The organism is Ensifer canadensis, assembly GCF_017488845.2.
Lineage (GTDB): Bacteria > Pseudomonadota > Alphaproteobacteria > Rhizobiales > Rhizobiaceae > Ensifer > Ensifer canadensis.
This window is the reverse complement of the sequence record NZ_CP083370.1, coordinates 3,011,772-3,038,667: the sequence shown is the minus strand read 5'-3', so window position 1 is coordinate 3,038,667 and position 26,896 is coordinate 3,011,772. Positions and strand designations below refer to the sequence as shown.

The window sequence follows — 26,896 nt, the reverse complement described above, 5'->3', positions numbered from 1 at the left end:
CGCGACTGCACGTTTCCTGAAATCGCATTCGATTTAAGGATAAAGACATGCAGCAATTCAAAGTGCTACGGCGACTTTTGCGCGTCTAATAAGACGCGCGGCGTTGTAGGCGATTGCCGCGCGTAAACCACCAGATGCCGGCGCCGGTGGCAAACAGGAGGCCTGTTGCCAAAAGGACGACGGCGACGAACGCCTTCTCGAAGGCCGCTTTGGCGAGTGCCACTAGATTTTCGGCATCATTCGACGACAGTTTTTCCGCCAATATCAACGCCTCGTCCAGGCTGTCGCGTGCGATCGCCGATATGCCCGCCCCTTCCGGCAGCATGACGAAGGCGGTGTAGACAGCCGACATCACGCTGCCGAGCACGGCGATGCCGATGGCGCCGCCAAGTTCGAAGGAAACCTCCTCGATGGAGGCGGCCATGCCGGCGCGTTCCGGCGCGGCGTTGGACATGATGGCGCTGGAGGCTGCCGTCATCGAAGCGCCAATGCCAAGGCCGAGCACGACCAGGCTGACGATCTGAGCGAGCACGCCGGCTTCGTGCACGGCAAGAAACGCACCGAGGCCGGCAGCTGCGGTGATAAGGCCGGTGCGCAGCACCATCTCGGCGCCGAGGCGCGGCAGCATCATGCCGGTAAGCGGACCGGCGACGAAGGCCGCAAGCGGGATCGGCAGGATGAAAATGCCGGCCTCAAGCGGCGAATACCCGGCGACAAGCTGCAGCCGCTGGCTGAGCACGAGCTCGACGCCGACGATGGCCGCGGATGCGACAAGGGCTGCGGCGACGCCCGAGGAGAAGGCGGCGTTGCGGAACAGGCCGAAGTCGATCATCGGGTGCGGGCTGCGCCTCTGCCTGCGCACGAAGAGGAGAAGCGCTACGACGCCGATGGCGGCGGCGATGAGCCCGGCTTCAGCCGAGGGTTCGCGCTTGCTCATCTCCTTGATGGCATAGGCAAGCCCGACCAGGCCGACCATGATCTGGACGGAGCCGAGCGGATCCCACGGGTGATCCTTGTTGCCCTTGCTGTCGGGAAGCACGACAACGCCGAGCAGCAAGGCCACGGCGACGATCGGCACATTGATGAGGAAGACCGAGCCCCACCAGAAGTATTCGAGCAGGAACCCGCCGAGCACCGGGCCGATCGCCGCGCCACCCGAGGCGATGGCAGCCCAGACGCCGATCGCCAGCGCCCGCTCACGCTCGTCGGTGAAGGTCAGCCGGATGATCGAAAGCGTTGCCGGCATCATCAGCGCGGCGCCGACGGCAAGAAGCACGCGGCCGGTAATCAGGATCGACGGGTTCGAGGCATAGGCCGCCAGCAGCGAAGCGAGGCCGAAGACGGCAAGACCGGCAATGAACGGCCGCTTGTGGCCGAGCCGGTCGCCGAGCGTGCCGAGCCCCGGCAGTAGGCCGGCAACGACCAGCGCATAGGCATTGACGATCCAGAGCTTTTCCGACGCGGACGCGCCAAGATCGTGGGTCAGCCGGGGCAGCGCCGTGTAAAGCACGGTCATATCGACAACGATCAGCAGCAGCGCGCTCGACACGATGGCAAGAATGAGCCAGCGATTATGCGGGGACATGGTACACCTCTGTGGCCGACCCGCTGCCTGCGGGACCTATGGCCTTGTTGACGTCAGAGCGATTATATAAATACATACGTATGGAATTGAAAGAGGGAATCTGAAATGGGACGACGCCGGACGATCGATCGCGACAAGGTGCTGGATGCGGCGGAGGCGACCGTCAGCGCCGTCGGTGCTGCCGGCCTGACGATCGACGCGGTGGCCAAGGCGGCGGGCATCACCAAGGGCGGGGTTCAATATTGCTTCGGTAACAAGGACGGCCTGATCGACGCGATGATGGAACGCTGGTTCAACGAGTTCGACAGCGCGGTCGCCGCCGAAGTCGGAGACGAGACGGATCCGGTAACGGCGATGCGCGCGCACGCGGAGGTGACGGCGCGCATGAACACGGCGGAGAATGCCCGCACGTCCGGGATGATGGCAGCGCTCCTGCAGCGCGAAGACCATATGGAAAAGAACCGGGCCTGGTATCGCGGGCGCCTCGACAGCCTCGATCTGTCGACCGAGGAGGGGCGCCGGGCGCGTCTTGCCTTTCTCGCAACGGAAGGCGCCTTCCTACTGCGCAGTTTCGGTTTTGCCGAAATGGACGATACCGAATGGCAGGATATTTTTGCCGATATCGTTGCCCTGGTGCCCAAAGAAAACGCCTGACTGCGACCCCTCGACCGCCGGGCACGATCCGGCAAGCGACAGGGCTTCGAGCAAAGGGAAGAGCATGCCGACGCTGGTCGAAGTCATCGCCTACGACGATGCGTGGCCGCAAGCATTTGCGGAGATGTCGAAGCATCTGGCGAGCCTGCTTGGCTCCGCCACGGTCGCAATCGACCATATCGGCAGCACTGCAGTTCCCGGGCTCATCGCCAAGCCGATCATCGATATCGATGTGACGCTGTGCAGGCCGGAAGCAATTGCCGCCGGCGGCGCGGCGCTCGTCGCCGACGGCTTTATGTCACGGGGGAACAGATATGACGATGGCGTCTGGGCATTCGCCAAGCAGGGATCGCCGGGGCGGCGCGTCTATCTCTGTTCGCCACACAACGACACCCATCGCCGTCGCCTGATCTTTCGTGATCAGCTTCGTCAAAGCCGCGAGACGGTCGACGCCTACGCAGCGCTGAAGCGAAGCCTTGCCGCGACATTTGCCTTCGATGGCGACGGCTATACCGCGGCCAAGACGCAGTTTATCGAGCAGGTGGTCGAGCGCGCCGGCCGGAGTTGAACGGCCCTCTCCCCCTCGCGTGGCGTCAGCTACGGGCTGCCGCCAGTTGGGCAAGGTGGCCGGGCAGGTCGGTCCCGCGACCGGCGGCGTTGATCGTTTCGAAATAGTCGTGCCAGCCGGCCGCCGCGATGCCCGAGACCAGGGCATCAAGCGCTGCTTCATCGGGGACGCGCCAGATGGCGAAATAGGACTGCGATGCGGCATGAAGCTTGCCGGCATCCACCTCGCCAAAGGCGATAGGCTCGACCCCGAGATCCGATAACTTGGCCATGCCATGGCCGACGGTCTCGAAAAACTGCTGCCGCGCGACGGCGTCAAGCGACAGCCATGTTCGCTTCGAGGTATAGAGTTCGCTCAGATAGTGGGGCATGCATTCTCTTTTCAGGATCAATCGATGGATCGAAGTGCGCGCTTGCAGATCCGGGCGGTGGCGGCGCTGTCTTGCTTGCGTTGCCAGGAGGCGCAGAGATCGCGAACCCAGTCGGGCCGGTCCTTGGCCGCGTCGTTCAGCCAGTTGCCGACGGAGTCCTGAACGTAGCGCGAGGGGTCGGCGTTCAACGGTTCGAGGATGATTAGTGCCATTTCCGGATTGTCTTTGAGCGTCGGGATATGGCTGCACCAGACCCCACGGGGGCGCGTCGCTTCGCTTGCAAACCGGCGCAGACGGTCGGAGGGGGAGGCGGTCCAGCGGCCAAGAAGCGTTATCGCCGCTTTGAGATCGGCGGCGAGATGCGGCCGCACGGCCATCCAGGCCCATTCACGCACGCCGAAGTGCGGGTCGTCGGCAAGCGGCCGGATCGCTTCGAGGCGTTGTTCAAGCGTGAGCGCTGGATTTGCGCCGATCACGAAGCACGCCCAGCCCCTGACCGTGTCGGACTGGTGTTGCTGCAGCCTTGTCACTGCGCCATCGCCAAGCCGGCCGCGGATCAATCCTGCTGCGAGCGCCATGCGTTTGGAAATGCCGGTGCCGGCTATGGCGCCGATGCTGGCGAGTGCATCGTCGCCGACTTCCGGTACGGCCGACCGCATCAGCGCCGCGAAATCGACCGCGAGGCATTCGGTCAGCGTCGAGGTTTGCGCCGCTCCCGCATTCAACAGCGCGAGCCGTTGCGGGTCGATATCCTGCACGCGTCGTGGGGCAGGGCTCATGGCTCGATCTCGTTTCCAGCCGTCGTCAATACGGCCTTTCGGCCGGCGTCGGTGTTGCGCCACGCGCGCTGGATGAGCGTACTTAGCGTCTGTCGGTCGCGCTCGTCGAAACCGGCAAACAGCGATGCAATCCAGCGCGTGTGCGTGTCGAACAGCTCGCGCGCTGCATTCTCGCCCTTCGGCGACAACTGCACCAGCACCTTTCGGCGATCGTCCTTGCTCTGCTGCCTCGCGAGAAAGCCGTCCCGCTCCAGCCCGTCCAGAAGTCCGGTAACGGTTGCGCGTGTGACGCCGGCCCGATCGGCAAGCTCATATGGCGACAATCCCTGCGGCAGCTGGTGCAGCAAGTGCCATGACTTCGAAGCACAGACGCAGGTTGGCGGTTGGTAAGTGTCCGCGCTGTTCGGCTTCGGTGATCAGGGCGAGGTGCTTTTGCTCAAGCATATCCATCAGGCGCCATATAGTATGGCGCCTAATTAAGAGTCAATGGGTTCGCCGAAGGCACGCATGCGGGTTCGCTCGCGCCGCCGGTCAGCGTCTTGCGGGTGTTGAGAGCGCGATGGAACCGCGCATCGCAGTCACGCAGGCGCCGGCAATGCTGGTTTTGCCTACGGTGCCGCCTTGCTTGCTGACGCTGACCTCGATGATGCTTCGGCGCCCCATCTCGACGCCTTGCTCGATCGTCAGATCGACGTCGATGGTCTCTTCAGGCAGAAGCGAAACGAGATAGGCGCCAAGCGCAGCCGAGGCGCTGCCGGTCGCCGGGTCCTCAATGACGTTGTCGAGCGGTGCAAACATGCGGGCGCGCAGCTGCCATGGCTTTTCGGCCGAGCGGGCATAGAGGAACAGGCTGAAGCTGTCCTCATCCGGCTTGTAGCGCCGATTGGCGGCCTCGAAGGCGGTGACGTTGGGACGCGCCGCCGACAGCGCGGCTACGTCTTTCAGTTCCGCGACCGCGAAGGGCAGGCCGACGGAAACGCGCACCGGCGCATGGTTGGCGGTGCTGACGGCATCGGGTGCGACCATGGCGCAGGCGGCGATCGTCTCGACATCGATGCTGGGTCCAATGCTCAAGGCGCGCGGCACGACGATACGCGCTTCCTTCACCGCGCCATCGGCGCGCGACAGGGCGACCTCGACCAGCCCGGCGAGCTCTTCAAACCGCAGGTGATCGCCGGGCGCCCGGCCGAAAATCTCCGCCTGCTGGCCAAGCACGAAGGCGGTGCCGACATTCGGATGTCCGGCGAAGGGGATCTCCATCGTCGGCGTGAAAATGCGCACCCGCGCGCTGTTGGCAGGATCCTCCGGCGGCAGCACGAAGGTGACTTCGGAATAGCCGAACTCGGTTGCGATCGCCTGCATCTGCGCATCGCTTAAACCCCGTGCGTCCGGGATGACGGCAAGCTGGTTACCGGCGAAACGATCTTCAGTGAAGACGTCGACGGTGATGTAATCGACGGAGTGCACGGGGGCAAAAGAAGTCATGAACGCTCGCTTCCGCTGGATGCGGCGGCGATCAGCGCCGCCTGGTGGCCTGGATTGAAAGGCCTAAGGCAGGCGGCGAAACCGGCAAAGACACCAACTTGTCTTGGTGACAAGATCGGCATTTACGCTCTACGGCGAGCGGCAAACCATACGGGCGCCGCACGAAAAGGTGCCAATAAATGGCCCCTTGCGTTGTCTTCGACTTGGCTGACAGCGCCGCTCAGGCGGCCTTCTCCAGGTCCTTCTTCCAGCTGCCTTTGGCGGCCAGGCTGCACATTTCGGCGCGGTGCGAGAAGGCCCGCTGGCCGGCGGCGACATTCTCCGCCTTGCCGTTCCAGGCGGACAGCGCTTCCTGCTGCAGGGCGCGGCCGTAGGAGAAGGTGAGCTTCCAGGGCAGATTGTGGGTCGCATTCATGGCCGAGAGATGGGCCGTCGCCTCCTCGGTCGTCTGGCCACCGGAAAGGAAGGCGATGCCGGGAACGGCTGATGGCACCGTGCGTCGCAGCACCTTGATCGTGCGTTCGGCGACTTCGGCGACGGACGCCTTGCGCGCCTTCTTGCCATCGATGACCATGCTCGGCTTCAGGATCATGCTTTCGAGCTTTACACGCATCTCGGCGAGCGCCTCGAAAGTGACGCGCAGCGTCCATTCGGTGACCTCCTGCGACCGGTCGATCGAGTGATCGCCCGGCGCGCCATCCATCAGCACCTCCGGCTCGACGATCGGAACGATGCCGGCTTCCTGGCAAAGGGCGGCGTAGCGCGCGAGCGCATGTGCGTTCGCGCTGACGGCACCTGGGCTCGGCAGGTTGTCCGAAATGGCAATCACGCCACGCCATTTGGCAAAGCGGGCACCGGCCTCGTAATATTTCGTCAGGCGTTGTGCGAGCCCGTCGAGACCTTCGGTGATGGTCTCCGCCGGAAAATTGGTCATCGGTTTGGCCCCGGCATCGACCTTGATGCCCGGGATCGAGCCGGCGGCGCGGATGACGTCCACCAGCGGCGTGCCGTCGGCCGCCTTCTGGAACAGGGTCTCTTCGTAGAGAATGACGCCGGAAATGTACTTGCGCATCGCCTCGTCGGCGCGAACGAGCATTTCGCGATAGTCGCGCCGCGATGTCTCGGTCGATTCCAGACCGATGCCGTCGAAGCGCTTCTTGATCGTCGCCGTGGACTCGTCGGCGGCAAGCAGACCCCGGCCGTTTGCGACCATGGCAACTGCGATGTCTTCCAGTCTTTCGCTCATGTTTTTCTCCCTAGGTCACGATGATTTGGGCCGGGCCGGGCCAAATCATAACCGTGATCGTTCCCAATAAGTAGAGCGGGATACGGACGGAAAAAGCAGGCGTTTTCCTCATCCCGCTCAGCGCCGATCAGCAAGGATCAGGCAACCACTGAAACCGTTTCGGGGCCGTCGGTGCGCACGTGACCGCCACGCCCCCAAACAGGGCGTGAGTAACAGGGGAAATTGTCCGGGAAAAAGGCAGGAAAAGCGACTGAAACGATTTAAATAATTTTAATCGTTTGAATTATCTTGGTTTTTTCTGCGTCTCAGGCGCGCGGGTAAGCCGCGCGCCTGAGCGCCTGACTTATTTCTGCTGCTTGAGGATGTCGACGCCCGGCAGCGGCTTGCCTTCCATCCACTCGAGGAAGGCGCCGCCGGCGGTCGAGACATAGCTGAAATCGTCCGTGACTTCGGCGTGGTTGAGGGCTGCAACCGTATCGCCGCCGCCGGCGACCGACACGAGCGATCCCTGGCGGGTGCGGGCAGCCGCATGCTTGGCAACGGCGACCGTCGCCTTGTCGAAGGGGGCGATTTCGAAGGCGCCGAGCGGACCGTTCCAGACCAGCGTCTCGGCCTTGGAGATCCAGTCGTTGACCGCAGCGATCGACTTCGGACCGACGTCCAGCATCATCGCATCCGCCGGAATGGCGTTGATCTCCACCACTTCATTGTCGGCGCCGGCCTTGAATTCGCGGGCGACGACGCCGTCTTCCGGCAGGACGATGGCGCAACCGGCTTCAGCCGCTGCAGTGATGATCGCCTTGGCGGTATCGGCGAGATCGTGCTCGCAGAGCGACTTGCCGACATTGACGCCCTTTGCGGCGATGAAGGTATTGGCCATGCCGCCACCGATGACGAGGGCGTCGACCTTCTTCACGAGGTTCTGCAGCAGATCGATCTTGGTCGAGACCTTGGCGCCGCCGACGATGGCAACGACCGGGCGCTTCGGCTGGCCGAGACCCTTTTCAAGTGCCTCGAGCTCGGCCTGCATGGTGCGGCCGGCATAGGCCGGCAGGTGGTGGGCAAGGCCCTCGGTCGAGGCGTGGGCGCGGTGCGCGGCCGAAAAGGCATCGTTGACATAGATGTCGCCGTTGGCGGCAAGTGCCTTGACGAAGTCCGGCTCGTTCTTCTCTTCACCCTTGTGGAAGCGGGTGTTTTCGACCAGCAGCACGTCGCCGTCATTCATCTCGGCGATGGCATTTGCAGCCTTGTCGCCGATGCAGTCGGCGGCAAAGTGAACGCGCTGGTCGAGGATGTCTTCCACTGCCGGCGCAATGGTCTTCAGCGACATTTCGGCGACCGGCTCACCCTTCGGGCGGCCGAAATGCGCCAGCAGAATGACCTTGGCGCCCTTTTCCGACAGTTCGCGGATAGTCGGCGCGACGCGTTCGATGCGGGTTGCGTCGGTGACCACGCCGTCCTTGACCGGCACGTTGAGGTCGACACGCACAAGCACGCGCTTGCCGGCAATGTCGGTCAGGTCGTCGAGGGTCTTGAAAGTCATCAGATCGTCTCCGGTGATAGTCTCTGGAAAAGGGTGGGGTAGTCGATGACGAGGCCGTCCTCGTCCACGGGCAGGTCTGCGGCAAAGCTGCGGTCCTCGGCCTCGTAGCGATAGAGCCTGCCATCATCGAGGCAGGTATAGTGCTGGCGGTCGACCACCGGTTCAAAGGTGTCGAACGGCACGTACAGCATTTTCAGCCGCGCCTTGCCGGCCTTGCAATCAAGGCCGAGGCGGCGGATCGGCAGCGTGTTGGTAAAGGGCGTTCCGGCGAGGTCGATGTCGACGCAGCCGTCGAATTCGGGCAGCGCCGTGCCTCCCGACGTCGCCCATTGGCCCGGAGCATCCGAGCGCGGATGAAGGCTCCGGCCATCGGTCGTATCGACCATGAGCTTTCGAACCAGCCATCCGGCATCGCAATCGATCCCGTAGCGCACACCGTAGGGCGTGCCGCCGCGGTTGCCGATCAGAACGCCAACGGCGCGGATGACCGCGCCGTTGGTTGTGTCGGTTTGCGTCAGCGTCAGATGTTCGAGCCCTTCCCCCTCCAGCGGACGCCAGCGGACCGTCGTTTGGGAAAGGGCGCGAAACATCGGAGTTAGATGAGCTTGCTGAGCGCAACCGCAGTGTCGGACATGCGGTTGGAGAAGCCCCACTCGTTGTCGTACCAGGTCAGGATCGACACGAACCTGCCTTCCATCACCTTGGTCTGGTCCATGTGGAAGACCGAGGAATGCGGGTCGTGGTTAAAGTCGATCGAGACGTTCGGAGCGAGCGTGTAGCCGAGGATGCCCTTGAGCGGGCCGTCAGCAGCTGCCTTGATCGCAGCGTTGATCTCTTCCTTGGTGGTTTCGCGCTTGGCGACGAACTTGAGGTCGACGACCGAGACGTTCGGGGTCGGAACGCGCATGGCGAAGCCGTCGAGCTTGCCCTTCAGTTCCGGCAGAACGAGGCCAACGGCCTTGGCAGCACCGGTCGAGGTCGGGATCATCGACAGGGCTGCAGCGCGAGCGCGGTACAGATCCTTGTGCATCTGGTCGAGCGACGGCTGGTCGTTGGTGTAGGAGTGGATCGTCGTCATCATGCCGTGGTCGATGCCGATGACGTCGTTCAGGACCTTGGCGACCGGTGCAAGGCAGTTGGTCGTGCACGATGCGTTGGAGATGACGAGGTGATCCTTCGTCAGCTTGTCGTGGTTGACGCCGTAAACGACGGTGAGATCGGCGCCCTCGGCCGGAGCCGAAACGATGACGCGCTTGGCGCCGGCTTCCAGGTGTGCGGCTGCCTTGTCGCGGGCGGTGAAGATGCCGGTGCATTCCATCGCGACGTCGACGCCGAGTTCCTTGTGCGGCAGTTCGGCCGGGTTGCGGATCGCGGTGACCTTGATCGGCTTGCCGCCGTTGATGATGATCGCATCGCCTTCGACCTTCACATCAGCCGGGAAACGGCCGTGGATGGAATCGAAACGCAGCAGGTGTGCGTTGGTCTCGACCGGGCCGAGGTCGTTGATGGCAACGACTTCAATATCCTTGCGGCCGGATTCAACGATGGCGCGCAGCACGTTGCGGCCGATGCGGCCAAAACCGTTAATGGCGACTTTCACTGTCATATCGGGTCTCTCCCTGTCTGAATGGCATGGTCGGAAAAAAGCGGGGCGCGCTTTCACGCGCGCCCCGCGGCTTGATCAGGAAAGCTTGGCTTCCGCAGCGGCGACGACCGCCTCAGGCGTGATGCCGAAGTGCTTGTAGAGTTCCTTGTAGGGACCGGAAGCACCGAAGGACGACATGCCGATGAAGGCACCGTCGCTGCCGATGAAATGATCCCAACCCTGGCGGATGCCGGCTTCGACGGCGATCTTGACCGGCGAGTTGCCGATGATCGCCTGCTGGTAGTCTTCGCTCTGCTCGGCAAAGAGTTCGAAGCAGGGGACCGAGACGACGCGGGTCGAGATGCCCTTGGCGGTCAGCGCCTGGCAGGCCTTGACGGCGATTTCGACTTCCGAGCCGGTGGCGAAGATCGTCACCTTGGCGTCGCTTGCCGAGATCAGGTCGTAGGCGCCGCGAGCGGAGAGGTTTTCTTCCTCATACTCGGTGCGCACGGCCATCAGGTTCTGGCGGGTCAGCGCGATGCCGGACGGGCGGTTGTGGCTTTCAAGCGCCAGCTGCCAGCACTCGGCCGTCTCCGTGGCGTCGGCCGGGCGGAACATCAGGAGGTTCGGGATGGCGCGCAGCGCCGCCATGTGCTCGACCGGCTGATGCGTCGGGCCGTCTTCGCCAAGGCCGATGGAATCATGCGTCAGCACGTGGATGACGCGGATGCCCATCAGAGCGGCGAGGCGGATCGACGGACGGCAGTAGTCCGAGAAGATCAGGAAGCCGCCGGAGTAGGGGATGACGCCGCCATGCAGCGCCATGCCGTTCATCGCAGCCGCCATGCCATGCTCGCGCACGCCGTAGTGGATGTAGCGGCCGGAGAAATCGTCCGGGGTGATCGACTTGGTCTGGCTGGTCTTGGTGTTGTTGGAGCCGGTCAGGTCGGCCGAGCCGCCGATCGTTTCGGCCAGGACGCCGTTGATGACTTCGAGCGCGTCTTCGGAAGCCTTGCGGGTTGCCGGCGACGGCTTGGTCTCGGCCAGCTTGCGCTTGTAGTCGTCGATGGCCGACGACAGGCGGCCTTCGAGTTCGCCGGAGAAGCGGCGAACGAACTGTGCCTTCTTCTCGGCGTCGCTCTTGTCGAGGCGCTCTTCCCAGTCCTTGCGGGTCTTGGTCGAACGCAGGCCGGCCAGGCGCCAGGCGTCGAGCACGTCGGACGGAACGACGAAGGCTTCGGATTCCCAGTTCAGCGCCTTGCGGGTGGCGGCGATCTCCTCGGCGCCGAGCGGCGAGCCGTGAACCTTGTGGGTGCCGGCCTTGTTCGGCGCGCCGAAACCGATCGTCGTCTTGCACGCGATCATGGTCGGCTTGTCGGACTTCTGCGCCTGTTCGATCGCAGCGGCAATGGCTTCCGGATCATGGCCGTCGACGGCGATGGTGTTCCAGTTCGAGGCGCGGAAGCGGGCGTGCTGGTCGGTCGAGTCGGCGATCGAGATCGGGCCGTCGATCGAAATGTTGTTGTCGTCCCAGAAGACGATCAGCTTATTGAGCTTGAGGTGGCCGGCAAGCGAAATCGCTTCCTGGCTGATGCCTTCCATGAGGCAGCCGTCGCCCGCGAGCGCATAGGTGTAGTGCTCCATCAGGTCGGCGCCGAACTCGTCGCGCAGCTTGCGCTCGGCGATCGCCATGCCGACGGCATTAGCAATGCCCTGGCCGAGCGGACCGGTGGTCGTCTCGATGCCGGCGGCGTGGCCATATTCCGGGTGACCGGCGGTGCGGGCGCCGAGTTGGCGGAAATTCTTGATCTCTTCGATGGAGATGTCTTCGTAGCCCGTCAAATAGAGCAGCGAATAAAGCAGCATCGAGCCGTGACCGGCCGACAGCACGAAGCGGTCGCGGTTCGGCCAGGAGGGGTTTTTGGGATCGAAGCTGAGGAAGCGCGTGAAGAGGACTGTCGCTATGTCAGCCGCACCCATGGGCAGGCCGGGGTGACCTGAATTTGCCTTCTCGACGGCGTCCATGGAGAGGAAACGGATCGCATTCGCCATCCGGTCGTGTTTTTCGCGAGAGATCATGACTGTTCCGTTTTGAGTTCGGTGGTCAGGGGACGGTCTCTATCCTCCAAAGACCGTGCAAGAAGCGGCAGACAAATAGCATCTGCGCCGCGCGAGTCAACAAATACAGGCCTTTTGCGGCCATTGGCAGCATGGTTTTCAAGGGGTGATATCGCGTCGCAGCAGAGTTTTTGCGCTGCGGCCGGATGAGCCGGCTATACAAACCATCCACAGCTTCCGTAATGCTTTGCTACAGTTGGCATTGTTGAGATTTGCGTAATAGGTTTAAAAAGGAGTGAGCCGAAGCGGCGGACGGGATGCTGGCGATTCGGCCTCACATGCGAGGTATCGAAAAACATGCCGGCAAAGACGGTCAAAGCGGCGATCGACGAACTGAAGAACGCGGTTCAGTCCCTGGAAAACGCGATCGACAGCCGTTTTGACAGGGAACGCGATCTCGGCGAGTTCGAGGGCGAGGTCCGGCGGGTCAATTCGGACCGGTCGCGACTGGCACAGGAACTCGACCAATCCCAATTCCGGGCAAACCGACTTGAAGAGGTCAACCGCGAGGTTTCCCGACGCCTCGTGACGGCGATGGAAACCATTCGAGCGGTGCTCGACCGCTGAGGTTTAAGCGACATGGCGCAGGTGACAGTATCGATCGACGGCAAGGCCTATCGCATGGCCTGCGAAGAGGGACAGGAAGATCATCTGATCGAACTGGCCACCAACTTCGATCAGTATGTCGGTCATTTGAAGACGCAGTTCGGCGAGATCGGCGACCTCAGGCTGACGGTCATGGCCGGCATCATGGTCATGGACGAACTCAGCGAAGTGAACCGCCGGCTGAAGGCGCTCGAAGCGGAAGTCGACACCCTCAAGCGGGGGCGCGACAGTACCCTCACCGACCAGGCAAGAAGCGAGGAGCTCCTGGCCTCGGCGCTGAGCGAAGTCACCTCGCAAATCCACACCATTGCCGCCAAGCTCAATGGCCGGGCAACGTCTTCGACAAACTGAGCTCTTTCGTCGGGCTGCCACTGGCGCGAAGCAGGGATAGGCTCTATATGTCGGATGCGGTCTGCGCTTCCCGACAGGATCCACAATCCCCGGGGCCTTACTCGATCTCAAGGGAGCTGTCCCTGGCCGGGCTTGTGGGCTCGGACATATGGCGCCCACCTACTTTGTAGGCACCCGGGATCGTAAAATATCCATCGGTTGGGTGGATCGCACCTCTTCCCTCTTCTCCATCAGTCTTAACCGGCGGCAAAAGCGCTGCGGATGGCGTCGGCCATCGCGTCGACGGTCTGCGAGCGCTTGCCGGGTCGGGTGCGCAGCACGACGTTGGAAAAATCGATGACGCTGAAGCCGTCTTCTTCGGTCAGTTCGCGGCAACCGACCGGTATGGCGCTGCGCGACAAGGGCGCAATGGCAAGCCCCGAGATCACGGCGGCGATCAGGCCGTTGCTGGTCCGGCTCGCATAGGCGACGCGGCTTTCGAGCCCACGCTTCCTCAGGCTCTTCATCGCAAGGTCATCGCACCACCCTCCTGCCAGATAGGTATAGGTGGCGATCGGCAGGGGCCGGCGTTCATGGGCCGCGTGCTGGTCCGAGGTCACCCAGACTGTGGGGTCGATCATGAGGACTTCGTTTTTCGTCGGTCCGCCAGGCTCGAAAACCACGGCGATGTCGATTTCGCCGGCAGCAAGGGCGTTGACGTTCGACATCGACACACCCTGCTGCACCGTCACTTCCACGCCGGGATGAACGGCAGCAAAGGCGCCCAAAGCTTTCGGAAGCGTGGAGTTGATGTATTCCTCGGAGATGCCGATCCTGACCGTTCCATCGAGCGCCGGCAGGCGCATCGATGCCGCGGTATCGTCGAGCAGAGCCACGATCCGCCGGGCGTTGTCGACGAGACGCAAGCCCTGCGCCGTCGGCACCACGCCGCGCGAATGACGCTCGAACAGCGGGTCGCCGAGCATGTCCTCGAGTTTCTTGAGTTGCATGCTGACGGCGGACTGTGTGCGGCCGATGCTGTCGGCGGCGCGTGTCAGATTGCCGGCGTCGGCAACGGCGAGAAAGGTTCTGAGCAGATCGCTGTCGAGGGGGACGGACATTGTCTCTACCATCAGAGTTTCTGATGGTAGTCATGCTTGCAATTCGTTTGTCAGATGTCAACGAGGCGAGGACAATTAGCCGGTCCTATAGACATCAAGGCTGTCCCGATGAGCGTTCTTGCTCTTTTCTTCTTCTCCGATCTTCACACCACCATCCGTGCCCGGCTCGTGTCATCAAGTCGCTGGATGCTAATAGCCGCTTCCGTGGAGCCGCCGCCTGCGATCCCACGCGACAAGCCGCATCTGCTGCACGATGCAGGGCGCCGTGAGCTGCGGTTCGACGACCGCTGGCGGGAGGGTTTGGGCAGGGATGCGGTCTATCGGTCGCTCTGGATGTTATGAAATAATATCGAGACGGGCGGCGCGGAAAATCGCTTCTGCAAGATTGCCCGCCTGCAGCTTGCGCATGGCGTCCTGCAAGGCCCTGTCGATGCGGTCGAGGGGAATGTCGGTCTCGCGCATCATGTCCTGACGGGTGCGGCCGCGGGCGGCCAGCGTCAGGCAACGCAATTCCAACGGATCGAGTTCGTTCATCTGGTCCTTCATGGACGTCGGCTTTTCCACTGCTGCCTGCAGGAGCGCGTCCATACATCGAACGCGGGCATTAGTTCCTGCTAATTATTTGAAATCACGACTGTATTTGCACGCGGCCCCACTCATGCGAAAGCGGAACCGTTGTCCATGATGAACGGAACGCTAACTCTGTGCCGTTGCGGGAATGCGCTGTTCGACTGTCGCAAACTGTTGCAAAACCGGCGGTGACGTGGTTCGAGCTAAAGGCTGCAATGCGTTAGATCGCAAGCGCGGAGGCGGGAAATCGATCGGTCCACGACGTTCTGTTTCATTTTGGGAAAAGAATGTGCGGGCGGTCGAATATTTGCGCGCAGTCTGTCGGAGGGGAATGATGTCACCAAAGGATCTGAAGGCCGCTCTGCGCAAGGAGAAGCTGGCGCTTCGCGACGCGATGGCGCCGGAGAGCCGCATCGAGGCAAGCCTGACCATGGCCGATCACGCTGGCGACGTCATTGCGCTCGATCGCGGCCATATCGTTGCCGGCTTTTGGCCGATCCGTTCCGAGATGGACATCCGGCCGCTGATGGCGCGCCTTCGGGATCGCGGCGCGCGGCTCTGCCTGCCCGTCATCATCGACAAGAAGACGATCGTGTTCCGCGAATTGCTCAATGGCGCTTCCGTCATCGAGACCGGTTTCGGCACGACGGGGCCTGGCCCGGATGCGCCGGAACTCGACCCCGATATCATGCTCGTGCCACTGTCGGCCTTCGATGCGACCGGTCATCGCATCGGCTACGGCGCCGGATATTACGACCGCGCCATCGACAAACTGCGCAACAAAGGGCATCTGCCGAAGCTGATCGGGATTGCATTTGACTGCCAGGAAGTGGCATCAGTGCCCGCTGAACCGCACGACGTCGCGCTGGACGCCGTCCTCACGGAGAGCGGATTTCGACATTTCTAGAGGGTTTCAGGCAATCTACGGATTCCTGGAAACGCTCTATCTCTTTGTTGTTTTACGCAGTTCCGGACGCAAAACCTCCTGGAACTGCTCTGGTGGGATTGAACGGGCATGAGGCTTTTGTTTCTGGGAGATATGGTTGGCAAGACGGGCCGCACGGCGGTCTGGGAGCGTCTTCCGGGGCTGGTCGGTGACCTCATGCTGGACTTCGTCATCGTCAACGGCGAGAACGCCGCCGGCGGCTTCGGCATCACCGAAGATATCTTTCTCGAGACGATCAATGCCGGTGCCGATGTCGTCACCACAGGCAACCATGTCTGGGACCAGAAGGAGGCGGTCGTCTTCTGCGAGCGGCATGACCAGTTTTTACGGCCGGCCAACTATCCGGCGGGCACGCCCGGGCGCGGATCGAACCTGTTCTTTGCCCGCAACGGCGCACGCGTGCTGGTTGCCAATGTCATGGGTCGCGTCTTCATGCACCCCGAACTCGACGACCCCTTCAAATCGGCCGAAGCGATCCTCGATGCCTGCCCGCTCGGCGAGCAGGCGGACGCCATCGTCTTCGACTTTCATGCCGAGGCGACGAGCGAGAAGCAGTGTTTCGGCCACTTCGTCGACGGACGGGCAAGCCTCGTCGTCGGCACCCACACCCATGTACCGACGGCCGATCATCAGATCCTCAACGGCGGCACCGCCTATATGAGTGACGCCGGCATGTGCGGCGACTATGATTCCTCGCTCGGCATGGACAAGGAAGAACCGCTGAACCGGTTTATTTCGAAGATGCCGAAGGGGCGTTTCGAGGCGGCATCGGGGCCGGCGACCATCTGCGGCCTCGGCGTTGAGATTTCCGACCGCACCGGCCTTGCCGAAAAGATCGCGCCGCTGCGCCTCGGTCCGAGATTGACCGAAACGATCCCGGATTTCTGGGCCTGAGCCATCCTCAGATTGATGATTTTCGGTCGCCTGATCGTCTCGCCCGCGCCTGACCAAGGCGCGGGTTTGCACACGTATCACCTTCCCGGAATTGATTTTTTTCAAGGTGACAAGCCGGCGAAATGATGGCAGGGTAACGCCACGTCAGCGCCGTTCGGACACGGCTGACGCTCGCAAGTCTTCCATACTGAGTACCATCCGCAGCACAGGATTGCGGGTTCGAAATGTCGCCGCAGGTACTCGGACGACCAATGTCCCGTGCCGGGCGTTCTCGATTTTACTGCATAATTCCTTGGATCGGCGTCGATTTGAGGAGCAAATTATGCGGCGAGTTTCAAGCGTGACAGCGTCCTTTTGCGCTTCATCTATGACGCGCGGCGCTGTCGGTGCATTCGGAGAGCGTGCATGTATTCAAGATGGCATTTGCCGATGATTTTCGGCGTTTCGATTTCCCTTTTCTCTGCAGCCAACGTCGTCGCGCAGGATGCGCAGCTTCCCACCGTCACTGCCGCCAAGCCGGTCGTTCGCGATGTGATCGACAGCGACGAGTTCATCGGTCGCTTCGAGGCAGTCGATGAAGTTTCCGTCCGCGCCCGCGTCGGGGGCTATCTCGACGAGGTCAACTTCACCGACGGTGCCCTGGTGAAGAAGGGCGACAAGCTCTTCGTCATTGACCAACGCCCCTATCGCACCGCGCTGTCGCAGGCGGAGGCGACGCTCGAGTCGACGCGTTCGTCTCTCGCCTTTGCCGAGACACAGTTCAAGCGCACGGAATCCCTGACTGGAACCGGCACGCTCTCCGTCTCGACGCTCGATGACCACCGCCGGGAATTGCTTTCGGCGCAAGCCGCCGTGCGCGGAGCGGAAGCCGCGGCCGAGCGCGCCAAGCTCGATCTCGACTATACGACGATCATCGCACCGCTGACCGGCCGCGTCGATCGCCGCCTGATCTCGACCGGCAACCTCGTTCAAGCGGACCAGACCGTGCTGACGACGATCGTTTCGCTCGATCCGATCGACTTCTATTTCGACGTCGATGAGCGTCGCCTGCTTTCCTATGCGCGTGTTGCTCGCGAACGCGGCAGCGCACTTCAGGAGGGCGGCGGCGCGCTCGATGTCATGGTCACCATCGCTGATTCCAACGAGGCGCCGTTCAAGGGCAAGCTCGATTTCGCCGAGAACCGGCTGGACCAGGCAAGCGGCACGATGCGGGTGCGTGCGCGCTTCGACAATCCCAACTACGTGCTACAGCCGGGTCTCTTCGGTCGCGCCGAACTCGAGGGCTCGAACACCTACAAGGCTGTGCTCATTCCCGATGAAGCGATCGGCGCCGACCAGAACGAACGCATCGTTTATGAGGTGCGCGAAGACGGCACCGTTGCGACCAAGCCGGTGCGGCTCGGTCCGAAGCTTCATGGCTATCGTGTCATCCGCAGCGGTATGACCGGCGACGAAACCATCGTGGTCAACGGCCTGATGCGGGCACGTCCGGGCACGAAGGTGAAGCCCGAGATCGTTGAACTGCCTCCTGAAGCTCAAGCGACGGGGAGCGCTCAATGAGGTTTGCCCATTTCTTCGTAGACCGGCCGATCTTCGCATCGGTGCTTTCGATCGTGTTGCTGATCGTCGGCAGCATCGCCTACTTCCAGCTGCCTGTGGCGCAGTATCCGGAAATCGCACCGCCGACCATCGTCGTTCGCGCGGCCTATCCGGGCGCCGATGCCGAAACCATCGCCAACACGGTGGCGACGCCGCTGGAACAGGAAATCAACGGCGTCGAGAACATGCTCTACATGTCCTCCTATTCGACCGCCGACGGTTCGATGGCGCTGACCATCACCTTCAAGCTTGGAACGGACCTCGATCAGGCCCAGGTTCTGGTGCAGAACCGCGTGTCCATCGCCGAACCGCGCCTGCCCGAAGATGTCCGGCGCATCGGCATCACTACGGCGAAAAGTTCACCCGACCTGATGATGGTCGTGCATCTGCTGTCGCCGAACGAACGTTACGACCAGCTCTACGTCTCGAACTATGCCCGCACCCGCATCCGCGACCTGCTGGTCCGTCTCGACGGCGTCGGTGACGTCATCCTGTTCGGCGAGCGTGAATATGCGCTGCGCGTCTGGCTCGATCCGGAAAAGCTCTCGGCCTACGGAATGACGGCAGGCGACGTCGTGCAGGCGTTGCGCGAGCAGAACGTGCAGGTCTCGGGCGGTTCGATCGGCGCGCCGCCGACACCGGGCGACAGCGCGTTCCAATATACTGTTACCACCGACGGCCGCTTCAGCGATGCCCGCCAGTTCCGCTACGTCATCGTCAAGGCGACGGAGAGCGGACGGCTGGTGCAGCTGCAGGACGTGGCGCGCATCGAACTCGGCGCCCGCGAATACGTCAACAACAGCTATCTGGACGGCAGCCCGGCCGTGGCGCTCGGCATCTTCTCGCGGCCGGGTACCAACGCGCTCGACGCGGCCGACGCGATCCAGAAGGTGATGACGGACGTTTCGAAGGACTTTCCGGAGGGCCTCGAATACCGGATCGTCTACAACCCGACCGAGTTCATCTCCGAATCGATCAACGAGGTCTACAAGACGATCGGCGAAGCCGCCATTCTGGTGGCGCTCGTGGTTCTCATCTTCCTGCAATCCTGGCGCACAGCGATCATCCCGATCGTGGCGATCCCGGTGTCGCTGGTCGGCACCTTCGCTTTCCTCTACGCCTTCGGCTTCTCGCTCAATATGCTGACATTGTTCGGCCTGGTGCTGGCGATCGGCATCGTCGTCGACGATGCCATCGTCGTGGTCGAGAACGTCGAACGAAACCTGGCGCGCGGCATGACCCCGCGCGAGGCGTCGCACGTGACCATGGACGAAGTGGGGGCAGCGGTCATCGCGATCTCGCTGGTGCTGACCGCCGTCTTCATTCCGACGGCCTTCATCCCCGGTATTGCCGGCCAGTTCTATCTGCAGTTCGCCGTCACGATATCAGTCGCGACGGTGATTTCCGCCTTCAATTCGCTGACGCTGTCGCCGGCGCTCGCGGCAATCCTGTTGAAACCGCACGAGAACAATCACCACGAAAGCGGCAACCCGCTCACCCGGTTTGGTCGGTCGCTGGCAAACGGCTTCAACAACGGTTTCGACCGCATGGCTGAAGGCTACGCCTGGATCGTGCGCAAGCTGATTTCGACAAAAACGGCGCTCGCTGCGGCGCTCATCGTCTTCGTCGGCCTGCTTGGCGCCACCTGGTACATGGCGCAGATCGTGCCGAGCGGCTTCGTACCGACCATGGACCAGGGTTATGCCATCGTCGTCATCCAGCTTCCCGACGGCGCGTCGCTCGATCGGACCGATGCGGTGGTCAAGCGCGCTTCGAAGATCATCCAGGAAGTGCCCGGCGTGAAAAACGCCGTCGCCTTCGCCGGTTTCAACGGCGCGACCTTCACCAATGCGTCCAATGCCGGTGTCATCTTCGCGTCCTTCGAGAGCTTCGAGGAGCGGCTCAAGCACGGCGAGAGCGCCAACCAGATCATCGGCCAACTCTATGGCAGCCTGCAAAGTATCCAGGAGGCCTTCATCATCGCCGTTCCCCCGCCGTCGGTGCGTGGCATCGGCAACTCCGGCGGCTTCAAAATGCAGATTGTCGACCGGCAGAGTGCCGACATGCGCCGCGTGCTGGGGCTGGCCTACCAGATGATGGGTGCTGCCAACCAGACCGAGGGGCTGACCGGCGTCTTCACGACGTTCTCGGCGTCGAGCCCGCAATACTTCCTGGCGATCGATCGCGACAAGGCGAGGACCTTGAACGTGCCAATCCCGAACATCTTCGAGGCACTGTCGATCAATCTCGGCACATCCTATGTCAACGACTTCAATGCCTTTGGCCGCGTCTATCAGGTGCGGGCACAGGCCGACCAGCAGTACCGTCTGGAGCGCGACGACATCCTGGCGCTGAAGGTCCGCTCTGCCACCGGCGCACTGGTGCCCATGGGCACACTGGTCGAGATTCGCGACACTGCGGGTCCCGCCTTGGTGCAGCGATACAATATGTATGTCTCGGTACCGTTGCAGGGCAACCCGGCGCCGGGTGTCTCGACCGGCACGAGCCTCGACAAGATGGAGGCGCTTGCGGCCCAGATGCTGCCACAAGGCACATCGTTCGAGTGGACGGAACTCGCCTTCCAGGAGCGCCAGACGGGCAACACCGCGGTCTTCATCTTCGCGCTGTCGGTCGTCTTTGTGTTCCTGGCGCTGGCAGCGCAGTATGAAAGCTGGGTCCTGCCGCTGGCGATCATCCTGATCGTGCCGCTCGGTGTGCTCTCGGCACTCATCGGCGTTTTCCTACGGGGGCTCGACAACAACGTGCTGACCCAGATCGGGTTGATCGTGCTGATCGGGCTTGCTGCGAAGAACGCGATCCTGATTGTCGAGTTCGCCCGCCAGGGCGAGGATGAGGGGAAAACACCGATCGAAGCGGCGGTCGAGGCCAGCCAGTTGCGTCTGCGGCCGATCCTGATGACTGCCTTCGCCTTCATCCTCGGCGTCGTGCCGCTGATGATCGCCACGGGACCCGGTGCCGAAATGCGCCAGTCGCTCGGAACGGCGGTGTTCTCCGGCATGCTCGGCGTGACCTTCCTTGGCCTGTTCCTGACGCCGGTCTTCTACGTTACGCTGCGCTCGTTCCGCCGGCGCAAGCCGGTTGCGGCGAGCGAGCCGATGGCGACGCCGGCCGAGTAACACGAGCGCTGTTGCTTGTGATCCAACGCCCCGGTGGCAGCGCCGGGGCGTTTTGCTGTGAACAGGACGCGCGCCGCTGTTCGCAATGCCAGCACAATGACGCAAACGTGAGTGCTTGATGCAGCTTTGTCGCTGGACGTTACGGCGCGCTTGAACAATCCTCCTTTCGCCCGTGACGGCAGCGTTTCTCGAACTGACGCGTTCACTGCCGATACTGTCAACGGCCGCATGACCTGTACCCAAGTCTGACGTGCTTGAGCACAGGTCATGCGCGCGCGGTGTGAAAGGTGATGGATGATGCTCCGCTACCTTGCCTACACTTTTGCCGCGATCTGGCTTCTGCATGCCTTCTGGCCGTCGGCCGCGCATGCACAGGCAGCGCCCGCACAAGTGAGCCAATGCCAGGCGATCGCCGAGGCGTTGCCGCAGGCCACTTTCGCCAGTTTCACACCGGCCGCCGCAACGAAGGGGCAGATGGTCGCTGGCGAAGTGACGATCACCTATCTCGGCCACTCGACCTTTTTGATCGAGACACCGGGCGGTGTTTCGATCGCCACGGACTATAATGGCTGGTTCCGTCCGTCGGCGCCGCCGACCGTGGTGACGATGAACAAGGCGCATTCCAGCCACTACACTTTGACGCCGGATCCGGCGATCCGCACGGTGCTGCATGGTTGGGGTGAAGACGGCGAGCCGGCGCGACACGACCTCGTCGTCGGCGATGCCTATATCCGCAATGTCACCACGGACATCCGCTCCGGCGCCATGACGATGGAGCATGATGGCAATTCCATCTTCATCTTCGAGGTGGCGGGTCTGTGCATTGGCCATCTCGGCCATCTGCACCACGAGCTCGATGACAGCCACTACCGGCAGATCGGCAGGCTCGACGTGCTGATGGTACCGGTCGATGGCGGGCTGACGATGGGGGCCGAAAGCATGAGTCGCGTCGTTTCGCGGCTGCGCGCGGCGCTGATCTTGCCGATGCATCGACGCGGTCCCCCGATCGACGCCTTCCTCGACATGTTCGGCGACGATTTCGACAAGAGCTTCGCGACTGGAGCGAGCGTCAAAGTCTCGCTGCGTTCCTTGCCAAGCAAACCGCTGATTTATATCCTCCAGGGAGTCTGAACATCGGGATTGCCCAATGAGAATGTTTGCAGCCGGCGTCGTTGCGTTTCTGTCCTTTTCAACAATGGTTTTGGCAACGGCAGCTCTGGCCGGAGGCGCGCCTGCACCGCGCATGCCGCCTCCCGACACCCAGCACCCGCAAGCTGTTCCCCAGGCGACTGTCGCGCCCGTTGCCGAGCAGGAAGAGTTCGTGATGCCATCGGGCAATATCGGCTGCATCTACACGCCCGCGGGCGGCACGCCGACCTATCAGCCTGCCGACGGCGGGCCGGAACTTTCCTGCGATATCATCGCGCCGCGTTACGTCAGGGCAACGCTCGGACGGGCCGGCGCGGCAACGATCAATCGCGAGGTCGGAGATCCGAGCTGCTGTTCGGCCGGGCCGATCCTCGAATATGGGGTGACATGGCAGGGCGGGCCCTTTTCCTGCATCTCGGAACGAACGGGCCTTTCCTGCCGCCGCGACGACGGCCATGCCTTCGTTCTCAGTCGCGGGCGCATCTCCGCCAACTGAAAAGAAACGCCCCCTGCTGGACGGAAAGCGGCAATAAAACTATAAGGCGCCCCATTCCATTCAAATTCATGCATGCAGAGGGTGCCATGGCTGGCCATTCACAGTTCAAGAACATCATGCACCGCAAGGGCCGTCAGGATGCGGTGCGCTCGAAAATGTTTTCCAAGCTCGCGCGCGAAATCACGGTTGCGGCGAAGACCGGCATGCCCGATCCGTCGATGAACGCGCGCCTGCGTCTGGCGATCCAGAACGCCAAGGCGCAATCGATGCCGAAGGACAACATCGAACGGGCGATCAAGAAGGCCTCCGGCGGCGACGCGGAGAACTACGAAGAAGTCCGTTACGAAGGTTATGGCCCGGGCGGCGTCGCTGTTATCGTCGAGGCGTTGACCGACAACCGCAACCGAACCGCCTCCAACGTCCGCTCGACCTTCACCAAGGCGGGTGGCGCGCTTGGTGAAACCGGTTCGGTTTCCTTCTCCTTCGACCGTGTCGGCGAGATCACCTACAAGCTTTCGGTCGGCGACGCCGACAAGGTGATGGAAGCGGCGATCGAAGCCGGTGCCGACGACGTGACCACCGACGAGGACGGCCACACGATCATCTGCGGTTTCGAAGCGATCGGCGAAGTCTCCAAGGCTCTGGAAGACACGCTCGGCGAAGCCGAGACCGTCAATGCGATCTGGAAAGCCCAGAACACCGTGCCTGTTGACGAGGAGAAGGCGCAGTCGCTGATGAAGCTCATCGACATTCTTGAAGACGACGACGACGTGCAGAACGTCTATTCGAACTTCGAAGTGTCCGATGAGGTCATGGCGAAGCTTTCGGCCTGATCCGATTTTTTCAGGCCTACTGCATGTCTCCTTAAGTCCCATCCGATTTAGGGACAAAAACATGCAGCAATTCAAAGTGCTACAGCGACCCTTGCGCGTCCAATCGGACGCACCGCGCTGTAGACGTCTTGATCTACCCGTGTCCTAAAGGGCACGGGTTTTTCTTTGGGCGTCACCGATGGGATGTGACCGATGGCGTATGAGTTCGCGATCTTCGACTTCGACGGTACACTCGCCGATACGGCGGAGCTGTTCATGGCGGCGAGCAACCTTGCTGCCGCGCGCTTCGGGTTTCGCCAGCTCACGGTCGAGGAGTTCAAGGGGCTGCGCGCCATGGGCAGTCGCGAGATCATCGCGCATCTCGGCGTACCGATGTGGAAACTGCCGCAGATCGCCACTTTCATGCGGCAGGAAATGGCCGCCCAGGCTCGGGCCATCCAGCTTTTCCCCGGCGTTTCGGGCATGCTGACGGCGCTGAAGTCGGCTGGCATCGGCATCGCGGTCGTCAGTTCGAATGGCGAAGCGGCCGTTCGCAAGGCGCTAGGCGAGACCGCTGGCGCTATCGACCTGTTCGAATGCGGCGCCACGCTGTTCGGCAAGGCGCAGCATTTCAAGAGGGTCGTCAAGTTTGCTGGTATCGATCCTTCGCGGATGCTTGCGATCGGCGACGAGGCTCGCGACATCGAGGCAGCCCGCAAAGTACGCATTGCGGCGGGCGCCGTCGGCTGGGGTTACGCCGATCCCGCGTTTCTGAAATCGCTCGGGCCGGATCGTTTCTTCGATCGCATCGACGAGATCCTGCCGGCCTTTCGGGGCGCGAACGGCTGATCAGTCAGGCCGCCTTGGCAAGCTCCTGCTGCGCTTCGGCGAAAAGCCGAAGCGACTTGAGCCGGGCATCCATGTCGAAGATCGGCATGGAGATGATCAGTTCGTCGGCCTTGGTCTGGTCGAGGAACGTTTCGATCTTTCTGCGGATCGTCTCCGGCCCGCCGACGATGGCATAGGACATCGCATGATCGACAAAGATCTTCTCGTCCGAACTCCATAGCCCGTCCATGGATGCGACCGGTGCCGGGAACCGGCCGCGGGCGTTGCGCCGCAGGGCGACAAAGGATTGCTGCATCGACGTGAAGAGGTAGTTCGCCTCCTCGTCGGTGGCAGCTGCCACGCCCATGACGCCGACCATCACGTGCGGCTTGTCCAGCGTCTCCGAGGGCGTGAAGCGCTCGCGATAGATCTCGAGCGCCGACAGCAGCATGTCGGGCGCGAAATGCGAGGCAAAGGCAAAGGGCAAACCGAGCATGCCGGCGAGATGGGCGCTGTAGTGGCTCGATCCGAGCAGCCAGATCGGCACATTGGTGTCGGAACCCGGAACCGCGATGATCTTCTGATCCTCGGCGATGGGGCCGAGCAGTGCCTGCAGTTCGACGACGTCATTGGGGAAGTTGTTGGCGCTCGCCTCCATATTGCGGCGGAGCGCCTGGGCGGTGCGCATGTCGGTGCCCGGCGCCCGCCCAAGCCCGAGATCGATCCGGCCGGGATAAAGGGCGGCAAGTGTGCCGAACTGCTCGGCAATCACCAGCGGCGAATGGTTCGGCAACATGATACCGCCGGAGCCGACGCGGATCGTCTTCGTTCCCGCTGCGACATGGGAGATGACAATCGAGGTCGCAGCGCTGGCAATGCCCTTCATGCCGTGGTGTTCGGCCCGCCAGAACCGCTTGTAGCCGTTTTCTTCGGCCGCCTGCGCCAAGAGCCGCGAGTTTTCGAGCGATTGGGCGACGCTGCCGCCTTCGGTGATCGGGGAGAGATCGAGGACGGAGAAAGACGCCATGAGCAAGGCCCTTTATTGAGCGAAATTGATTGAATGGCTATGTAAGGTCAAAATTCCTCAATCCAAGGGTAGTGCTCGAGATTTCCGGCAGCCGCGTTTGCCTTATGTGGATGTTTTTGTTTTGTTCACTTTTTGCTGGCAGCGTCCGGACACGCAGCATAGGGTGAAATTCATGCAGACCACGATTCGCATCATCGGCATCGATCCGGGCCTCCGCCGTACCGGCTGGGGTATCATCGAAACGCTTGGCAATTCGCTGCGATTCGTTGCCTCCGGCACCGTGACCTCGGATGGCGACATGGATCTCGCTTCGCGGCTCTGCCAGCTGCATGATGGCCTGGCGGAAGTCGTGCACAGCTATCAGCCGGACGAGGCTGCGGTGGAGCAGACCTTCGTCAACAAGGATGCAACGGCGACGCTGAAGCTCGGGCAGGCGCGCGGCATCGCCATGCTGGTGCCGGCGCGCGCGGGCTTGAGGGTTGCCGAATACGCGCCGAACGCGGTCAAGAAGGCCGTCATCGGTGTCGGTCACGGTGAAAAGCAGCAGATCCACATGATGCTGAAGGTTCTGATGCCGAAGGCCGAGTTCAAGGGCAACGATGCTGCCGACGCGCTCGCGATCGCCATTTGCCACGCGCACAACCGCCTGTCGGTGACCAGCCGGCTTGCGGCCCTGATGGGGTAGTTGCGCTGCTGCCGTTAATTTCCGATGGTCGGTCCGATCATCCCGCAATCCATCCATGAGAGACGACGCCACATGATCGGCAAATTGAAGGGTACTATCGACGAAATCGGCGAGGATCATGTCGTTCTCGACGTGCATGGCGTCGGCTATGTCGCCCATTGTTCGGCGCGCACATTGTCGAAGCTGGGTTCGGCGGGGGAGGCGGCGGTGCTGTTTATCGAGACCTATGTGCGCGAGGACCAGTTGAAGCTGTTCGGCTTCCTGACGGCGCTGGAGCGTGAGTGGTTCCGGCTGTTGCAGAGCGTCCAGGGGGTGGGCTCCAAGGTTGCGCTCGCCCTCTTGTCGACGCTGACGCCGGGCGAGCTTGCAAACGCGATTGCGCTGCAGGACAAGACCTCGGTATCGCGGGCGCCGGGCGTCGGCCCGAAGGTGGCGGTGCGCATCGTCACCGAATTGAAGAACAAGGCGCCGGCGTTTGCCGGCGAAATGTCCGGCACGATCGGCCTCAAGCAGGAGCTTGGCGAGGGTGTTGCCTCGGCGCCGGTTTCAGACGCGGTGTCGGCGTTGACCAACCTCGGCTATTCCCGCGACCAGGCTGCAAATGCGGTTGCCGCGGCGCTGAAGAACGGCGGCGAGGATGCCGACAGTGCCAAGCTGATCCGGCTGGGTCTCAAGGAACTGGCGCGATGAATCCTTGCGTTGTCGTGCCGGCCGATGCAAAACGGGCATTCTCTTTGACACCACGCGCAAGCATGCCCGATCG

General features: G+C 62.4%; 28 protein-coding genes and 1 other RNA gene. 16 read left to right on the top strand and 13 right to left on the bottom strand.

The features are described 5' to 3' along the window. Positions 1–85: 85 nt before the first annotated feature. Positions 86–1,585, bottom strand: coding sequence for an MFS transporter (locus J3R84_RS14910; RefSeq protein ID WP_025424768.1), 1,500 nt, complete (start codon positions 1,583–1,585; stop codon positions 86–88). 105 nt (positions 1,586–1,690) lie between these two features. Between J3R84_RS14910 and J3R84_RS14905 the strand changes: the two genes are divergently transcribed. Then, positions 1,691–2,239: a TetR/AcrR family transcriptional regulator gene (locus tag J3R84_RS14905; RefSeq protein WP_025424767.1), complete on the top strand. Its 549-nt coding sequence runs from the start codon at positions 1,691–1,693 to the stop codon at positions 2,237–2,239. 64 nt (positions 2,240–2,303) lie between these two features. Then, complete coding sequence (locus J3R84_RS14900) at positions 2,304–2,807, top strand: GrpB family protein (RefSeq protein ID WP_057221572.1); 504 nt, start codon at positions 2,304–2,306, stop codon at positions 2,805–2,807. A gap of 25 nt (positions 2,808–2,832) precedes the next feature. Here J3R84_RS14900 and J3R84_RS14895 read toward each other — a convergent pair whose 3' ends face one another. From J3R84_RS14895 to tkt, 9 genes are all read right to left on the bottom strand, one after another. Then, on the bottom strand, positions 2,833–3,177 hold the full coding sequence (locus J3R84_RS14895; RefSeq protein WP_025424765.1) for a DUF6616 family protein: 345 nt from the start codon (positions 3,175–3,177) through the stop codon (positions 2,833–2,835). 17 nt (positions 3,178–3,194) lie between these two features. Further along, positions 3,195–3,956: a DNA alkylation repair protein gene (locus J3R84_RS14890; RefSeq protein WP_025424764.1), complete on the bottom strand. Its 762-nt coding sequence runs from the start codon at positions 3,954–3,956 to the stop codon at positions 3,195–3,197. Next, positions 3,953–4,303: a MarR family winged helix-turn-helix transcriptional regulator gene (locus J3R84_RS14885; protein WP_309239120.1), complete on the bottom strand. Its 351-nt coding sequence runs from the start codon at positions 4,301–4,303 to the stop codon at positions 3,953–3,955. The genes J3R84_RS14890 and J3R84_RS14885 overlap by 4 nt, the downstream gene beginning before the upstream one ends. A 184-nt stretch (positions 4,304–4,487) precedes the next feature. Beyond that, the gene (locus J3R84_RS14880) at positions 4,488–5,441 is read right to left on the bottom strand and encodes a PhzF family phenazine biosynthesis protein (RefSeq protein WP_207207617.1); all 954 of its coding nucleotides are present in this window, start codon (positions 5,439–5,441) and stop codon (positions 4,488–4,490) included. Positions 5,442–5,661: 220 nt separating this feature from the next. Beyond that, positions 5,662–6,687: a class I fructose-bisphosphate aldolase gene (locus J3R84_RS14875; protein WP_025424761.1), complete on the bottom strand. Its 1,026-nt coding sequence runs from the start codon at positions 6,685–6,687 to the stop codon at positions 5,662–5,664. 343 nt (positions 6,688–7,030) lie between these two features. Beyond that, positions 7,031–8,230, bottom strand: a complete 1,200-nt coding sequence (locus tag J3R84_RS14870) for a phosphoglycerate kinase (protein ID WP_057221570.1) — start codon at positions 8,228–8,230, stop codon at positions 7,031–7,033. After that, a complete protein-coding gene (locus J3R84_RS14865) occupies positions 8,230–8,820 on the bottom strand; it encodes a putative glycolipid-binding domain-containing protein (RefSeq protein ID WP_025424759.1) in 591 nt (196 codons plus the stop codon). Before J3R84_RS14865 ends, J3R84_RS14870 begins: the two co-directional genes overlap by 1 nt. Positions 8,821–8,825: 5 nt before the next feature. Then, positions 8,826–9,836: a type I glyceraldehyde-3-phosphate dehydrogenase gene (gap, locus tag J3R84_RS14860; RefSeq protein ID WP_025424758.1), complete on the bottom strand. Its 1,011-nt coding sequence runs from the start codon at positions 9,834–9,836 to the stop codon at positions 8,826–8,828. Between the two features lie 75 nt (positions 9,837–9,911). After that, the gene (tkt, locus tag J3R84_RS14855) at positions 9,912–11,894 is read right to left on the bottom strand and encodes a transketolase (RefSeq protein WP_203528344.1); all 1,983 of its coding nucleotides are present in this window, start codon (positions 11,892–11,894) and stop codon (positions 9,912–9,914) included. A 336-nt stretch (positions 11,895–12,230) separates the two neighbouring features. Here tkt and J3R84_RS14850 point away from each other — a divergent pair, with 336 nt between their 5' ends. The 3 genes from J3R84_RS14850 (at position 12,231) to ssrS (ending at position 13,103) form a co-directional block, all read left to right on the top strand. Further along, positions 12,231–12,500: a DUF4164 domain-containing protein gene (locus J3R84_RS14850; RefSeq protein ID WP_025424756.1), complete on the top strand. Its 270-nt coding sequence runs from the start codon at positions 12,231–12,233 to the stop codon at positions 12,498–12,500. A 12-nt stretch (positions 12,501–12,512) separates the two neighbouring features. Next, entirely contained in the window at positions 12,513–12,890 is a 378-nt protein-coding gene (locus J3R84_RS14845; protein WP_025424755.1) for a cell division protein ZapA, read from the top strand. Positions 12,891–12,945: 55 nt separating this feature from the next. Next, positions 12,946–13,103: non-coding RNA, 6S RNA (gene ssrS, locus J3R84_RS14840), on the top strand. A 23-nt stretch (positions 13,104–13,126) separates the two neighbouring features. Here the strand turns inward: ssrS and J3R84_RS14835 are convergent. Continuing rightward, complete coding sequence (locus J3R84_RS14835) at positions 13,127–14,002, bottom strand: LysR family transcriptional regulator (protein WP_081788818.1); 876 nt, start codon at positions 14,000–14,002, stop codon at positions 13,127–13,129. Positions 14,003–14,098: 96 nt separating this feature from the next. Here J3R84_RS14835 and J3R84_RS14830 point away from each other — a divergent pair, with 96 nt between their 5' ends. Beyond that, positions 14,099–14,332, top strand: coding sequence for a hypothetical protein (locus J3R84_RS14830; protein ID WP_025424754.1), 234 nt, complete (start codon positions 14,099–14,101; stop codon positions 14,330–14,332). Here the strand turns inward: J3R84_RS14830 and J3R84_RS14825 are convergent. Further along, on the bottom strand, positions 14,327–14,524 hold the full coding sequence (locus J3R84_RS14825) for a helix-turn-helix domain-containing protein (RefSeq protein ID WP_225906339.1): 198 nt from the start codon (positions 14,522–14,524) through the stop codon (positions 14,327–14,329). The genes J3R84_RS14830 and J3R84_RS14825 overlap by 6 nt on opposite strands. A 370-nt stretch (positions 14,525–14,894) precedes the next feature. Between J3R84_RS14825 and J3R84_RS14820 the strand changes: the two genes are divergently transcribed. The 8 genes from J3R84_RS14820 (at position 14,895) to J3R84_RS14785 (ending at position 24,442) form a co-directional block, all read left to right on the top strand. Then, on the top strand, positions 14,895–15,467 hold the full coding sequence (locus J3R84_RS14820; protein WP_025424752.1) for a 5-formyltetrahydrofolate cyclo-ligase: 573 nt from the start codon (positions 14,895–14,897) through the stop codon (positions 15,465–15,467). Positions 15,468–15,575: 108 nt separating this feature from the next. Further along, complete coding sequence (locus J3R84_RS14815; RefSeq protein WP_025424751.1) at positions 15,576–16,400, top strand: TIGR00282 family metallophosphoesterase; 825 nt, start codon at positions 15,576–15,578, stop codon at positions 16,398–16,400. A 405-nt stretch (positions 16,401–16,805) separates the two neighbouring features. Next, positions 16,806–17,960 (top strand): efflux RND transporter periplasmic adaptor subunit, encoded by a 1,155-nt coding sequence (locus tag J3R84_RS14810; protein WP_025424750.1) that lies wholly within the window; start codon positions 16,806–16,808, stop codon positions 17,958–17,960. After that, positions 17,957–21,136 carry an efflux RND transporter permease subunit gene (locus J3R84_RS14805; protein ID WP_025424749.1) on the top strand — a complete coding sequence of 1,060 codons (3,180 nt, stop codon included), beginning with the start codon at positions 17,957–17,959 and terminating at the stop codon, positions 21,134–21,136. Before J3R84_RS14810 ends, J3R84_RS14805 begins: the two co-directional genes overlap by 4 nt. Positions 21,137–21,430: 294 nt before the next feature. Next, positions 21,431–22,267 (top strand): MBL fold metallo-hydrolase, encoded by an 837-nt coding sequence (locus J3R84_RS14800; RefSeq protein WP_025424748.1) that lies wholly within the window; start codon positions 21,431–21,433, stop codon positions 22,265–22,267. A 16-nt stretch (positions 22,268–22,283) separates the two neighbouring features. Continuing rightward, complete coding sequence (locus tag J3R84_RS14795; protein ID WP_128090376.1) at positions 22,284–22,781, top strand: DUF6636 domain-containing protein; 498 nt, start codon at positions 22,284–22,286, stop codon at positions 22,779–22,781. A gap of 86 nt (positions 22,782–22,867) precedes the next feature. Further along, on the top strand, positions 22,868–23,614 hold the full coding sequence (locus J3R84_RS14790; RefSeq protein WP_025424746.1) for a YebC/PmpR family DNA-binding transcriptional regulator: 747 nt from the start codon (positions 22,868–22,870) through the stop codon (positions 23,612–23,614). A gap of 192 nt (positions 23,615–23,806) precedes the next feature. Continuing rightward, entirely contained in the window at positions 23,807–24,442 is a 636-nt protein-coding gene (locus J3R84_RS14785) for an HAD hydrolase-like protein (RefSeq protein WP_025424745.1), read from the top strand. Positions 24,443–24,446: 4 nt separating this feature from the next. Here the strand turns inward: J3R84_RS14785 and J3R84_RS14780 are convergent, their stop codons facing one another. Continuing rightward, a complete protein-coding gene (locus J3R84_RS14780; protein ID WP_203528345.1) occupies positions 24,447–25,448 on the bottom strand; it encodes an LLM class flavin-dependent oxidoreductase in 1,002 nt (333 codons plus the stop codon). A 172-nt stretch (positions 25,449–25,620) separates the two neighbouring features. On the opposite strand from J3R84_RS14780, the gene ruvC reads away from it, so the two are divergent. Both ruvC and ruvA read left to right on the top strand, forming a co-directional pair. After that, complete coding sequence (ruvC, locus tag J3R84_RS14775) at positions 25,621–26,133, top strand: crossover junction endodeoxyribonuclease RuvC (protein ID WP_025424743.1); 513 nt, start codon at positions 25,621–25,623, stop codon at positions 26,131–26,133. Between the two features lie 72 nt (positions 26,134–26,205). Continuing rightward, complete coding sequence (gene ruvA, locus J3R84_RS14770; RefSeq protein ID WP_025424742.1) at positions 26,206–26,823, top strand: Holliday junction branch migration protein RuvA; 618 nt, start codon at positions 26,206–26,208, stop codon at positions 26,821–26,823. Positions 26,824–26,896: the final 73 nt, after the last annotated feature.

What these genes read in the sequence shown, in the direction of transcription:
- J3R84_RS14890 (WP_025424764.1), bottom strand. Translation starts at nt 3,956, where the DNA reads ATGAGCCCTGCCCCACGACGCGTGCAGGATATCGACCCGCAACGGCTC.
- J3R84_RS14870 (WP_057221570.1), bottom strand. Translation starts at nt 8,230, where the DNA reads ATGACTTTCAAGACCCTCGACGACCTGACCGACATTGCCGGCAAGCGC.
- ruvA (WP_025424742.1), top strand. Translation starts at nt 26,206, where the DNA reads ATGATCGGCAAATTGAAGGGTACTATCGACGAAATCGGCGAGGATCAT.
- tkt (WP_203528344.1), bottom strand. Translation starts at nt 11,894, where the DNA reads ATGATCTCTCGCGAAAAACACGACCGGATGGCGAATGCGATCCGTTTC.
- J3R84_RS14835 (WP_081788818.1), bottom strand. Translation starts at nt 14,002, where the DNA reads ATGGTAGAGACAATGTCCGTCCCCCTCGACAGCGATCTGCTCAGAACC.
- J3R84_RS14880 (WP_207207617.1), bottom strand. Translation starts at nt 5,441, where the DNA reads ATGACTTCTTTTGCCCCCGTGCACTCCGTCGATTACATCACCGTCGAC.
- J3R84_RS14875 (WP_025424761.1), bottom strand. Translation starts at nt 6,687, where the DNA reads ATGAGCGAAAGACTGGAAGACATCGCAGTTGCCATGGTCGCAAACGGC.
- J3R84_RS14820 (WP_025424752.1), top strand. Translation starts at nt 14,895, where the DNA reads ATGTCACCAAAGGATCTGAAGGCCGCTCTGCGCAAGGAGAAGCTGGCG.
- J3R84_RS14910 (WP_025424768.1), bottom strand. Translation starts at nt 1,585, where the DNA reads ATGTCCCCGCATAATCGCTGGCTCATTCTTGCCATCGTGTCGAGCGCG.
- J3R84_RS14780 (WP_203528345.1), bottom strand. Translation starts at nt 25,448, where the DNA reads ATGGCGTCTTTCTCCGTCCTCGATCTCTCCCCGATCACCGAAGGCGGC.
- J3R84_RS14905 (WP_025424767.1), top strand. Translation starts at nt 1,691, where the DNA reads ATGGGACGACGCCGGACGATCGATCGCGACAAGGTGCTGGATGCGGCG.
- J3R84_RS14790 (WP_025424746.1), top strand. Translation starts at nt 22,868, where the DNA reads ATGGCTGGCCATTCACAGTTCAAGAACATCATGCACCGCAAGGGCCGT.
- J3R84_RS14900 (WP_057221572.1), top strand. Translation starts at nt 2,304, where the DNA reads ATGCCGACGCTGGTCGAAGTCATCGCCTACGACGATGCGTGGCCGCAA.
- J3R84_RS14795 (WP_128090376.1), top strand. Translation starts at nt 22,284, where the DNA reads ATGAGAATGTTTGCAGCCGGCGTCGTTGCGTTTCTGTCCTTTTCAACA.
- J3R84_RS14830 (WP_025424754.1), top strand. Translation starts at nt 14,099, where the DNA reads ATGAGCGTTCTTGCTCTTTTCTTCTTCTCCGATCTTCACACCACCATC.
- J3R84_RS14805 (WP_025424749.1), top strand. Translation starts at nt 17,957, where the DNA reads ATGAGGTTTGCCCATTTCTTCGTAGACCGGCCGATCTTCGCATCGGTG.
- gap (WP_025424758.1), bottom strand. Translation starts at nt 9,836, where the DNA reads ATGACAGTGAAAGTCGCCATTAACGGTTTTGGCCGCATCGGCCGCAAC.
- J3R84_RS14800 (WP_025424748.1), top strand. Translation starts at nt 21,431, where the DNA reads ATGATGCTCCGCTACCTTGCCTACACTTTTGCCGCGATCTGGCTTCTG.
- J3R84_RS14785 (WP_025424745.1), top strand. Translation starts at nt 23,807, where the DNA reads ATGGCGTATGAGTTCGCGATCTTCGACTTCGACGGTACACTCGCCGAT.
- J3R84_RS14850 (WP_025424756.1), top strand. Translation starts at nt 12,231, where the DNA reads ATGCCGGCAAAGACGGTCAAAGCGGCGATCGACGAACTGAAGAACGCG.
- J3R84_RS14845 (WP_025424755.1), top strand. Translation starts at nt 12,513, where the DNA reads ATGGCGCAGGTGACAGTATCGATCGACGGCAAGGCCTATCGCATGGCC.
- J3R84_RS14865 (WP_025424759.1), bottom strand. Translation starts at nt 8,820, where the DNA reads ATGTTTCGCGCCCTTTCCCAAACGACGGTCCGCTGGCGTCCGCTGGAG.
- ruvC (WP_025424743.1), top strand. Translation starts at nt 25,621, where the DNA reads ATGCAGACCACGATTCGCATCATCGGCATCGATCCGGGCCTCCGCCGT.
- J3R84_RS14895 (WP_025424765.1), bottom strand. Translation starts at nt 3,177, where the DNA reads ATGCCCCACTATCTGAGCGAACTCTATACCTCGAAGCGAACATGGCTG.
- J3R84_RS14825 (WP_225906339.1), bottom strand. Translation starts at nt 14,524, where the DNA reads ATGAACGAACTCGATCCGTTGGAATTGCGTTGCCTGACGCTGGCCGCC.
- J3R84_RS14815 (WP_025424751.1), top strand. Translation starts at nt 15,576, where the DNA reads ATGAGGCTTTTGTTTCTGGGAGATATGGTTGGCAAGACGGGCCGCACG.
- J3R84_RS14810 (WP_025424750.1), top strand. Translation starts at nt 16,806, where the DNA reads ATGTATTCAAGATGGCATTTGCCGATGATTTTCGGCGTTTCGATTTCC.